General features: G+C 63.4%; 12 protein-coding genes and 1 pseudogene. All 13 read left to right on the top strand.

The features are described from left to right. Positions 1-1747: hypothetical protein (locus CHB90_RS26685; protein ID WP_089280359.1), on the top strand; the 1747-nt coding region annotated here is incomplete at its 5' end. An 80-nt stretch (positions 1748-1827) separates the two neighbouring features. After that, on the top strand, positions 1828-2073 hold the full coding sequence (locus CHB90_RS24570) for a hypothetical protein (protein ID WP_245823370.1): 246 nt from the start codon (positions 1828-1830) through the stop codon (positions 2071-2073). Between the two features lie 99 nt (positions 2074-2172). Further along, a complete protein-coding gene (locus tag CHB90_RS24565; protein WP_089280358.1) occupies positions 2173-2895 on the top strand; it encodes an RNA polymerase sigma factor in 723 nt (240 codons plus the stop codon). A gap of 84 nt (positions 2896-2979) precedes the next feature. Next, positions 2980-3240, top strand: a complete 261-nt coding sequence (locus tag CHB90_RS24560; RefSeq protein WP_212591650.1) for a hypothetical protein — start codon at positions 2980-2982, stop codon at positions 3238-3240. Between the two features lie 18 nt (positions 3241-3258). Further along, positions 3259-3612 (top strand): hypothetical protein, encoded by a 354-nt coding sequence (locus CHB90_RS24555; protein ID WP_170941181.1) that lies wholly within the window; start codon positions 3259-3261, stop codon positions 3610-3612. Beyond that, positions 3612-4145, top strand: coding sequence for a hypothetical protein (locus CHB90_RS24550; protein ID WP_212591649.1), 534 nt, complete (start codon positions 3612-3614; stop codon positions 4143-4145). The genes CHB90_RS24555 and CHB90_RS24550 overlap by 1 nt, the downstream gene beginning before the upstream one ends. Further along, on the top strand, positions 4142-5017 hold the full coding sequence (locus tag CHB90_RS24545) for an ATP-binding protein (protein WP_089280357.1): 876 nt from the start codon (positions 4142-4144) through the stop codon (positions 5015-5017). The genes CHB90_RS24550 and CHB90_RS24545 overlap by 4 nt, the downstream gene beginning before the upstream one ends. A 19-nt stretch (positions 5018-5036) precedes the next feature. Then, positions 5037-5663 (top strand): hypothetical protein, encoded by a 627-nt coding sequence (locus CHB90_RS24540; protein WP_089280356.1) that lies wholly within the window; start codon positions 5037-5039, stop codon positions 5661-5663. Positions 5664-5677: 14 nt separating this feature from the next. Further along, a complete protein-coding gene (locus tag CHB90_RS24535) occupies positions 5678-8386 on the top strand; it encodes a DEAD/DEAH box helicase family protein (protein ID WP_089280355.1) in 2709 nt (902 codons plus the stop codon). Further along, positions 8383-8601, top strand: a complete 219-nt coding sequence (locus tag CHB90_RS24530) for a hypothetical protein (protein WP_089280354.1) — start codon at positions 8383-8385, stop codon at positions 8599-8601. Before CHB90_RS24535 ends, CHB90_RS24530 begins: the two co-directional genes overlap by 4 nt. Further along, positions 8594-8800, top strand: a complete 207-nt coding sequence (locus tag CHB90_RS24525; protein WP_089280353.1) for a DUF6511 domain-containing protein — start codon at positions 8594-8596, stop codon at positions 8798-8800. Before CHB90_RS24530 ends, CHB90_RS24525 begins: the two co-directional genes overlap by 8 nt. Beyond that, positions 8800-9558 carry a hypothetical protein gene (locus CHB90_RS24520; protein ID WP_089280352.1) on the top strand — a complete coding sequence of 253 codons (759 nt, stop codon included), beginning with the start codon at positions 8800-8802 and terminating at the stop codon, positions 9556-9558. Before CHB90_RS24525 ends, CHB90_RS24520 begins: the two co-directional genes overlap by 1 nt. Before the next feature lie 44 nt (positions 9559-9602). Further along, positions 9603-10849 (top strand): annotated as a pseudogene (locus tag CHB90_RS24515) (AAA family ATPase); the annotation flags it as partial.

Below are 10849 nucleotides of genomic sequence, written 5' to 3'. Positions count from 1 at the left end.
AATCGACGAGACGGCACTGGCGGCCAAGATCAAGGGGGTGCTCGAGCTGAAACCCGAGATTTCCTGCACGGTGAAAGCGCTCGATCTGCCCGCAACTGAAACGCACCCCGCGTCGATCATGCTGATCGTCCGGCATGGCGGGCCGCTGTCGAGCGTCTATGACCATCGACACGACGGACGCAGGGGAACCATCTATTATCGCCCTCCGAACGAGGCGACTCTCATTTACACGCCGTCGCTCCGCCAGATTGAGGTCTGTGCGGACAGCCCGGTGGTTCGCCAGACGGTCAGCGACTCGTTCGCCGAAGTTGCCCTCGGCCACGACATCTCCCAGAAACCGCTGACCTGGAAGCGCTATAACCTCTTGCGGTTTCGTACCTCGCTTCGTCTGCAGCCGCCGGAAATCGATGGCTACGCATTCGCGTTTGCCCGCGTCGTGGAAGCAGAGATCCGGCTCGGGGTCTGGCGCCGCAAGCTGCAACTGAAGGTCGCCGTCGATGACGACATTGAAGAGGTGGCGGACAAGTATCTGGGCACCAGAAACATATTCCGCCGTGCCGAAGCTTTCAGTCGGATTGCCATTGCTGTCGCCTACAACCGGGTCGGCGACGAAAAGGAGCGGACGCTCAATCTCACGATCTCCGGCACGAAAAGCTGCAATCTGCAAAGCAAGACGGATCCCGAAGAGCGCGCCCTCGGATTCGCCCTCCTCAAGGAATGGGGGATCCTGAGCGCATTCCGGCAGATCGCGTCCGATGACCTGCAGGCGATATTTCCCCAACTGGTTCAACTCCATGACCGCATTGAAGACGAGGTCAGCGGCAGCTACCTCCTGGAACTCGGACTCGACGCCAGTCGCCTGATCGAGGGTGGGCTGCTTGAGCGCCGCGACCGTCAGGATGTGGTCCTGATCGACGATGACGACCTTGACGGGGAAGGCACCGTGAAGCCGTCGGCGACAGAGGGCATGGTCAACACGGTGGGCCCGTTCGGCGAGCACGCAGGCAAGCGACCGGTGTCGGATGTCGAGATGTTCGCGATTAACGACCAATGGCTTCACGAGACCCTCATGCGGCTGATAAAGCCGCTCTTGAGCAAGCGAACAGCCCAGATCCTAGACCCGGACCTGACACTGCTCGGCGCAATGCAGGTGGATGGTGCCGAGGTGCCCGTCTATTTCGCCAGGCGCCTGAATGACCCGAAAACTGCCCAAAGGCTGGACCTGGCCTTGCGCGCGCGGAACACAACTGGCGTCGGCATCATCCTCGCGGCCAGTGAGGAAATGCCATCGCATCTCGGCTCCAACGTGGTTGTGCCACTTCTGTCCCATCTCGCATCGGCGGACGAGGAGATCCTGTTCGCCCGCGACGGCATCGAACTCGCATATCGAAACAACCTTTCGCTCGCACGCGGGGGCGTGTCACCGCGGGTTGTCCGGACAGGTGCGCAGTCTGGCACCCTGTTCATTCCGGGCAAGGAGCCGCTGCACCTCACCGGGAACGATCAACTTACAATCTTCGAACGCCTTGTTGTCGCCGCCGGGAAAGGCAGTCCCGATATTCAGGTCAAAGCGCTGATGGAAGGCTTCGAATCCAGAAGCCCCCAACAGACGTTCCGGAAGAATACGTGGGACAGCATCCGGGACGTCTATATCGGCAAGGGTGCAAAGAATGGCTACTGGCGTCTGATGCTCGCCGGGCAACCGACCGAAGGTGTCTCCGATGCGCTGGTCGAAGGGCCCGTCTAACGTCGGTCTAACATGCGCCGGGAGACGGTCTAACAAATTGTTGATTATTGGAAAGGCTCACTCATCAGAGGAGCACTTCCATGCCGACTCCCGATACTTCCCGCCAGCCCGCCCAGATCATCTGGACCGGTGGCGCAAAATCAAAACCCACCCTTTTGAGCCCCGAATGGCGCTGTACGCGCTGTGACAAGCTGCTCGGCGTCTGCCGGGACGGCCGCATGCATCTGCGTTTCGCGCGGGGGCACGAGTATTTCGTGGGCTTTCCGGTCGTGGCCACCTGCCGCGGCTGCGGAACGCTGAACCAGGCGACATCACCCGCGCGCTAAGGCGCGCATCTCACCACTTCCCTGAAATCGCAGAGACGCACGACGTCCTGACCTGGCCACGACAAGGCGCTGGACGCCTGGCCGCAAGGCAGGCGTCCAATGTCCATCGCGTGGCACGAGATCCGTGATCACCTCATGTTGTCTTCTTCAACTTTCAGTTTCCAACGCACCTTCGATGCAATCCGGTGCAGCAGCGAGCCGCTCGCGCATTTCGCTGATCCTGCTGCTTTGCTGGATACGCTGCACGTTGGCAGCAAAGCGCCAGACGAGAAAAACCAGCTGCTGGCCGCGCTGGTCAGGGACGCACAGTCTGATGGTGAGACCGCCGATTGTGCCCTGACGCTGATGCTTCTGGCGCTCTGGCCGGGGCTGGATGCCGTTCGGCGCAGATCGATCTGGCGCAGGATCGGCACCGGCGACGAGGTTGCATCCGAAATCCTTGCACGGGCTTCTGAGGCCATTCGGGGTCTGGATCTGCAGCGGGTCAACTGGATCGCGGCAACCATCCTGCGGAATATCGAGCGGGACCTGATCAGAACGCGTCAGCGCGAGGACCGGCACCAGAGCCTGCGCTGTGAGGCCGATCCCAACGAAATCCCGGCCGACGGTGAAGTGCTGTCGGGTGACGCCATTCCCGAACTGCTCCACCGCGATCTCGTCCGCATCGTCGGCACGGATGCGGATCTGGTGATCCGTGTGGCCATCGACGGTTTCTCTCAGTCTGAGGTCGCGTCCGAGCTGGGGCTGTCTGAGGCGGCGACGCGCAAACGCTATCAGCGGGCGACCCGGCGTCTGCGCGACGTCCTGCAAGAATTTCGCTGATCGGATGTCCCGATCCCTGCGGCGCGGTGGCTTTTCCCATTCAGACGCCACCGCGCGCCCCACTCAAACCGAAAGTCGACCAGCATGATCCGCAAAGCCGACCTCCCGTCCGCAGACCTCAAGCGCATCCCCGGCCTCTACCGCCGCTGGGAGCTGCCGGAAATCCTGAAGAACCAGCGTGCATACCGCATCGAGAATGCCGGTGCCCACCAGGATGGGACGCCTCTCGTGGCGGTCTACGCCGACGCCGACACGGGTCAGCCGGACGAGCAGCACAACGCCTCAAACCAAGACACCGAAGCGGTCTCGGTCCCCGCTGGGACGATGTCGCGGCGGCCTGAGTAGAGGCGAAAGGAGGAGATCATGTTCATGGGAACCACACCCTTTATTACGGTTCGCGCCAGCCGACCGCTTTCCGAGATCGAGTTCTGCGCCTGGGTGGCGCAAGCCGTTCCCGGCGACCGGCTCGAATACCATCGCGGCTTTCTGGTGCTCGACATCTTCCCTGTGTTTTCAGGGCTGTCGGATGCGGCGCGCGTCGAGTTGAGCAGGCTCGGATCGCGGGCCTTCTGGGCCGCCGAACTGGGCCTCGTGCATCTCGTGCAGGAGCGCGTTGGCCCCGACCAGTTCGCCTACATCGCCGTCGCAAGACCCAAGCCCAAAGCTGCTGCCGTCTCGCTGTCCGAGCTGCTGCTCGCGGAACAGGAGGCCGCGTGATGCCCGCATTCCAATCCTTTTTCACCGATCACGGAGACCATTTCATGCCATTCCCCGAGAACACCCCCACACCTGACGATCTGCCATCTCTCAGCGCCGCCGAGGTTGCGGCCCTGCCGGTCGAGTTGTTGGCAATCCTTCAGCGCGAAATCGACGAGCGCCTGAAGCGCGACAAGGCCGCCAAGAACCGCTTCGATGCTGGGCTGCTCATCCGCTATGCCACCCGGGCCGCAGAAGAACGCCAGGTTTCGGGCAAGGATACCGGCACCGTCCGCTTCGACGATGGTGATTTCACCGTGGTGGCTGATCTGCCGAAGCGGGTGGATTGGGATCAGGACCGGCTGGCCGACATGGTCGCAAGGATCCGCGATGCCGGGGACGATCCGGCCGAATATGTCGATCTCTCCTTCAAGGTGTCAGAGCGCAAATACGTCGCCTGGCCTGAGGCCATCCGGCAGGGTTTCGAGCCCGCACGCACCGTCCGGCCCGGCACGCTGAAGGTCGAGATTCTCGCGCAGGGGGCCGACCAGTGAGCCTCCCGATCATCAGCGCCGACCAGCGGCTGGCCGAACCGCGCGGAATCAAGGGCTGCATCTTCGGGAAATCCGGCATCGGGAAAACGTCCCTCCTGTGGACCCTCGATCCCGAGCGCACGCTGTTCATGGATCTCGAAGCAGGCGATCTGGCCATCGAAGGCTGGGCGGGCGACAGCATCCGGCCTCGGACATGGGCCGAATGCCGGGATTTCGCGGTGTTCATCGGCGGGCCCAACCCGGCGCTGCGCGACGAGCATCCCTATAGCCCGGCCCACTACAAGGCAGTCTGCGACCGTTTCGGCGATCCGGCAGCACTGGATCGCTACGACACTATCTTTGTCGACTCGATCACTGTCGCCGGGCGGCTGTGCTTTGGTTGGTGCAAAGGCCAGCCCGAAGCGCTGTCGGAAAAGACCGGCAAGCCGGATGTGCGCGGTGCTTACGGGCTGCACGGCCGTGAGATGATCGGCTGGCTCACCCATCTGCAGCACACGCGGGCCAAGAACGTATGGTTCGTCGGAATCCTTGACGAGAAGCTTGACGACTTCAATCGCAAGGTTTTCCAGCCGCAGATCGATGGCTCCAAGACAGGCCTCGAGCTGCCGGGGATCGTCGATGAAGTGATCACCATGGCCGAACTGAAGGCCGACGGCGGTGATCCGTATCGCGCCTTTGTCTGCCAGACGATCAACCCCTGGAGCTTCCCGGCGAAGGACCGCTCCGGCCGTCTGGATCAGGTCGAAGAACCCCATCTCGGCCGCCTGATGGCGAAGATCCGGACGGCAGCGGCACCTCCATCCGACCGGCTGACTTACGCCCCGCCGCCTGCCGATCCGGTCAGTGCCGACCAATCCCAACCGCAATCCTGAAAATAGAAGGAGGTTCCCCATGGGTTCCTGGAACGATTTCAACGACGCGCAGAGCAACACCAACCTGATCCCGAAGGGCACGCTCGCCAAGGTGCGCCTGACCATCCGCCCCGGCGGTTTCGACGATGCCTCGCAAGGTTGGACCGGCGGCTATGCCACGCGCGGCTCCACTGGGGCTGTCTATCTCAACGGCGAGTTTACCGTGACCGAGGGCCAATATGCCCGCCGCAAGATCTTCACGCTGATCGGTCTCTACAGCCCCAAGGGACCTGACTGGACCAACATGGGCCGCAGCCTGGTGCGCGGCATGCTGAACTCGGCGCGCGGGATTTCCGACAAGGACATGTCGGCCGAGGCGCAGGCCGCGCGGCGCATCAGCGGCTTTGCTGATCTCGACGGGATCGAGTTCGTCGCCCGCATCGACATCGGGACCGACGCCAGCGGTGACGACAAGAACGAGATCCGCAGCGCCGTCACGCCTGACCATCGCGATTATGCGCAGGTCATGGGAACGGCGCCCCTGCAGTTCAGTGGTAACGCCGGGCCGGGGACCACTTCGCAGCAGAATGCTGCCGCTCCAACGTCCTCGTCCAATCCGCCAGCAGCCAACCCCGGTGCCCCCGGGCGGCCGAGCTGGGCGCAGTAAGGGGGGGATCGGTCATGCGCCTGCGCCCCCGCCAGAAAACCTTCGTCGAGCGCAGTGTTGCTGCGCTCGCCTCCCGCGGTAACACGCTGGGCGTGGCACCCACCGGGTGTCATGCGCCAGGGACCGCGATCTTGATGTTCAATGGCTCGCTGAAACCGGTTGAGTCCATTCAGGTGGGCGACGTCCTGATGGGCCCGGGAAGTGCGCCGCGGCGTGTTCTTGAGCTGCATCGCGGGTGCGACCAGATGCTCGAAATCAGGCCGCTCAAAGGCGACCCTCTCGTTGTTAATCTCGGCCATATCCTGACGCTGGTGCGAACGAACGACGGCATGCCGGCGCGCAGCCGCAACCGTGACGGTGAACTGGTTGATATCAGTGTGGCCGACTGGCTTGCCGCGTCCGACAATTTTCGCCACCTGCACAAGCTGTTGCGGATGCCGGTGGATTTCCCTGATCGCGACGCGCCTGAACTGGACCCGTATTTTCTGGGCGTGATTCTCGGTGACGGCAGCATTATTCGCAATGTGTCGGTGACTACGCCGGATATCGAAATCGTCGATGACCTTTACCGGTTTGCGGCGAGGCTCGGACTCAGGCTCCGGTGCGAGCAGCTGAGCAACAACGAGGCCAACACTTATTTCTTCGTCGATGACCGCGACCACAAGAATGCGCTGATCGACCAGCTTCGCAACCTCTGCCTGTTCGGCAAGACCGCCGGGGAGAAATTCCTGCCCGACGCTTATCGGCTCGGTTCTCGCGATGTCCGTTTCGCCATTCTCGCCGGATTGCTGGACACGGACGGACATCTGATGAACGGACGCTGTTTCGAGTTCGTCAGCAAATCGTTCCAACTCGCGAAGGACGTTGTCTTCATCGCCCGCAGCCTCGGTTTTTTGGCGACCGCGGCGCAAAAAGAGGTTGGCGGGCGGATTTATCACCGCGTCCATATCTCGGGCGACCTCGACATGATCCCGACCCGGGTTCTGCGCAAGCAGGCGCCGCCGCGCAAGCAGAAGAAGAACGTGCTGCGCTGTGGTTTCACCGTCCATCCGGTCGGCGAAGGCGATTATTTCGGGTTCACCGTGGACGGCGACCATCGCTACCTGATGGGGGATTTCACGCTCACCCACAATTCGGGCAAGACGATTATGTTGTCCGCTGTGACAGGACAACTGATCGGTGACGGTGCCAAGGCCTGTGTTCTGGCCCATCGCGACGAGTTGACCGCGCAGAACCGTGCCAAGTTCCAGCGCGTGGTGCCGGACGTGTCCACCTCGGTGATCGACGCCACCGAGAAATCCTGGGGGGGCGACGTTACCTTCGCCATGGTGCCGACGCTGGCGCGGGCGTCAAACCTGACCGACATGCCGCGCCTTGATCTGCTGGTGATCGACGAGGCGCATCACGCGGTGACGGACAGCTACCGGCGGATCATCGACCGGGTCCGCGACGCCAATCCCGACGCGAGGGTGTTTGGGGTGACGGCAACGCCGACCCGGGGCGACCGCAAGGGTCTGCGCGAGGTCTTCGACAATGTCGCCGACCAGGTCCGTCTGGGCGAGCTGATCGCCTCGGGGCACCTCGTGCCACCACGGACCTTCGTCATCGATGTGGGCGTGCAGGAAGAATTGAAATCCGTCCGCAAGACCAGCGCGGATTTCGACATGACGGAAGTGGCGGGCATCATGGACCGGGCACCCGTCACCGATGAGGTGATCCGCCACTGGAAAGAAAAGGCGGGGGAGCGGCAGACCGTGGTGTTCTGTTCCACCGTCGCCCATGCCGAACATGTCACCGAAGCTTTTCGTACGGCGGGGATCACGGCGGCGCTGATCCATGGCGATCTGGCGTCCGAGGCCCGCAAGGCCATCCTTGCCGATTATGCGGCGGGCAGCATCCGCGTCATCGTCAATGTCGCGGTGCTGACCGAGGGTTGGGATCACCCGCCCACCTCCTGTGTCGTGCTGCTGCGGCCCAGTTCCTACAAATCCACCATGATCCAGATGGTTGGGCGGGGCCTGCGCACGGTCGATCCGGAGGAGCACCCGGGGCTGGTCAAGACCGACTGCGTGGTGCTGGATTTCGGGACATCGAGCCTGATCCACGGCACGCTGGAACAGGATGTCGATCTGGATGGCAAGATCGGCACCGGTGAAGCCCCGACGAAAACTTGCCCGGCCTGCGCTGCGGAGATCCCGCTCGCCGCCACCGAATGCCCGCTCTGCGGCGAGGTATTGTTGCAGGACGAAGGCGAAACAGGCGCGGACACTGTGCCGCTCTCGGGCTTTGTCATGACCGAGATCGATCTGCTGAAACGGTCCAGTTTCGCATGGGTCGATCTCTTTGGGACGGACGACGCGCTGATGGCCACGGGCTTTACCGCCTGGGGCGGCATCTTCTGGATGGAGGGCGTCTGGTACGCCATTGGCGGGGCCAAGGGCGAGCGGCCGCGCTTGTTGGGCGTCGGCGAACGCACCGTCTGCCTCGCGCAGGCTGATGACTGGCTGAACACCCATGAGAGTGATGAAAGCGCCTTCAAGACGCGAGGATGGCTGCGCCAGCCACCGACGGACAAGCAGCTGAAATACCTGCCATCCGAGTGCCGCCACGACTTCGGCCTGACGCGCTATCGCGCCTCGGCGCTTATGACCTTCGGCTTCAACAAGCGCGCCATCCAGGCGGCCGTAAATGCGGTGGCCGGTCCCGAACGGAGGGCGGCATGACACATGACCATACCAACACCGATCACGGCCGAGGGCCGGCGGCGTCTCTGGCATCCACGTGGAACGCTCTGTGCTGTCTGCCGGCAACCCACGCGTGGTTTTGGCTGGCGCGATCCGGTCCGGTCGAAGCGGCCCCGGCCATCGGTCTGGTTCTGCTCGATGCCCTGCCAAGACTTCTGGACGCGCTTGGCGCGGGAGCGTTTTGCCATGGTTGATCTCACCGAAGAAGAACGCGCCGCCATCACCGCCACCATGAAACGCGTAGCACTCCTGATGGACGAGATCGGCTGGCAGACCGCGTTCGCGGATCTGAGCGAGGCACAGGTGCGCGCCCTGATCGAGGAGGCGGTCGAGGGCTTCCGCGAGGCCATGGCTGACATCGCCCGGGCCCAAACCCCGGAGGTGCCGTTCTGATGCTGGACTTCAACCCACGCCCATCCACGGCCGAGCGGATCAACGCTCTGGTCGATGCAGCGCTCATCGCCGAGCGCGAGGCTACGCCGCCCCGGACATATCTCGGCGCATCCCGCTTGGGTCATGCTTGCGAACGCGCGCTGCAATTCGAGTTCGCCGATGCGCCGAAGGATGAGGGGGCTGATTTCGGCGGCCAAACACTTCGGATCTTCGCCATCGGCCACCAGCTTGAAGACCTTGCAATCCGCTGGCTGCGTGCCGCCGGGTTCGATCTGGTCACGCAAAAGCGCGACGGCGGCCAGTTCGGCTTCTCCGTCGCGGGCGGTCGTATCCGGGGCCATGTCGACGGGATCATCGCTGATGCCCCAGCAGCGCTTGATATGCGCGTGCCCGCGCTCTGGGAATGCAAGACCATGAACGCGAAGAACTGGCGCGCTTGCGTCAAGGACGGCGTGGCGGTCTCCAAGCCCGTCTATGCCGCCCAGATCGCGATCTACCAGGCCTATATGGAGCCGTCAGTGCCAGGGATTTCGGCCGCACCGGCGCTGTTCACCGCCATCAACAAGGACACGGCCGAGCTGTACCACGAGCTGGTGCCATTCGATGCCGATCTGGCGCAGCGCATGTCCGATCGCGCAGTGCGGATCCTGCAGGCCACAGACGCAGGTGAACTGCTGCCGCGCATCGCCGCCAACCGGGATTTCTTCGAGTGCCGATTCTGCGCCCACGCCGAACGGTGCTGGAGCCTGGTTGCATGACCGACGAGCCCAGCGACCCATCAAATCCCGACCAGGACACACCCATGCGCGATGACACAACGCCAGATACACCCGCGGAAAACATCGTCCATTTCAATCCTTGGCGCGACTTTAACGACGCGGCCCCACAGATCGACGTGTTCAGGGACGAGCCGGACCCTGCGCAGATCGCCCAGTTCATGCAGGTCGTCTTCGGCTATTGCGACGGTCTGATCCCGGTCCGCAGTTTCATCGACAAGGGCCAAGGCATCGATGGCCGCCCGCACAACATCTGGCTCAAGGCGGATCAGGCCGCGCCCGAAAAGATGGCAACCTTCGCGACATGGGCCTCGCGAGAGGGCGCAGCGGTCTATGTGATCCCCGGCACCGTCGCCGCGTCAGGCCAGGCTAAGGCTGCGGAAATCCTGCAGATGCAGGCCGTCGTGGTTGATCTCGACACCGGCGATATCGGTGCAAAGCGGGCCCATCTGGAGCGTCACCTTGGGTCGCCGACCATGGTGGTGGAAAGCGGTGGCGTGACACCAGACGGTCAGCACAAGGCCCATGTCTGGTGGACACTGACTGAGCCTGCCGAGGGCGATGACATCCTCCGTGTGACCCGTCTGCGCGGCGACATTGCCGCCAAGGTCGGTGGCGACATGCATTTCCGCTCGGCCCACCAGCCGATCCGGGTGGCAGGCAGCGTTTATTACAAGAACAGTTTGAAAACGCAGGTGCGGATCGTTGAACTGAACGCCGACCGCGAGCGCGATCTGGCCGAGTTCGTAGAGGCCGTCACAGACATGCCCCCTGCGCCGGGCGTGTCCCTGCAGCCCGAGTTCACGCATCCCGACAAGCCCGCTATGGACGATGTGCTGGTCACCCCGGTGCGCGAGGGCGCCCAGGACGACTGGTCCCGCTTCGAGGGCGCGTCGGCTGCGATCGGCTATTTCATCCGCATGGTCCACGAAGGCCGGATGACAAAGGACGAGGGCTGGGAGGGCATCTGCGGCTACAACGCCGCGATGCTCCGACCGCAGTGGCCGGTCGAACGGCTCAAGCGCGAGTCCGAGCGCCTCTGGAACCGGCATGTCGAGAAATACGGACCGCCGCTGGTCCGGTTGGATTCCGGCGCACCGGGGCCGCAGGAGATGCCCGCCTTCACGCTTGGCGCGCTGCTGGACGACCAGAGCCCCATGCCGAAGGACATCATCGCGCCGCGCGTTCTGACACCGGGCGGGCTCTTGGTGCTGGGTGGCGCGCCCAAGGTGGGCAAGAGCGACCTTCTGATCTCCTGGCTCGTCCACATGGC

Source organism: Antarctobacter heliothermus, from assembly GCF_900188425.1.
Classification (GTDB): domain Bacteria; phylum Pseudomonadota; class Alphaproteobacteria; order Rhodobacterales; family Rhodobacteraceae; genus Antarctobacter; species Antarctobacter heliothermus.
Note: the sequence above shows the minus strand (reverse complement) of the source record. Positions and strands in the feature narration are given on the sequence as shown.

Coding starts and splice junctions, on each gene's coding strand:
- CHB90_RS24540 (WP_089280356.1), top strand. CDS start 5,037: ATGGGTTCCTGGAACGATTTCAACGACGCGCAGAGCAACACCAACCTG.
- CHB90_RS24550 (WP_212591649.1), top strand. CDS start 3,612: ATGCCCGCATTCCAATCCTTTTTCACCGATCACGGAGACCATTTCATG.
- CHB90_RS24565 (WP_089280358.1), top strand. CDS start 2,173: ATGTCCATCGCGTGGCACGAGATCCGTGATCACCTCATGTTGTCTTCT.
- CHB90_RS24520 (WP_089280352.1), top strand. CDS start 8,800: ATGCTGGACTTCAACCCACGCCCATCCACGGCCGAGCGGATCAACGCT.
- CHB90_RS24525 (WP_089280353.1), top strand. CDS start 8,594: ATGGTTGATCTCACCGAAGAAGAACGCGCCGCCATCACCGCCACCATG.
- CHB90_RS24535 (WP_089280355.1), top strand. CDS start 5,678: ATGCGCCTGCGCCCCCGCCAGAAAACCTTCGTCGAGCGCAGTGTTGCT.
- CHB90_RS24555 (WP_170941181.1), top strand. CDS start 3,259: ATGTTCATGGGAACCACACCCTTTATTACGGTTCGCGCCAGCCGACCG.
- CHB90_RS24570 (WP_245823370.1), top strand. CDS start 1,828: ATGCCGACTCCCGATACTTCCCGCCAGCCCGCCCAGATCATCTGGACC.
- CHB90_RS24530 (WP_089280354.1), top strand. CDS start 8,383: ATGACACATGACCATACCAACACCGATCACGGCCGAGGGCCGGCGGCG.
- CHB90_RS24560 (WP_212591650.1), top strand. CDS start 2,980: ATGATCCGCAAAGCCGACCTCCCGTCCGCAGACCTCAAGCGCATCCCC.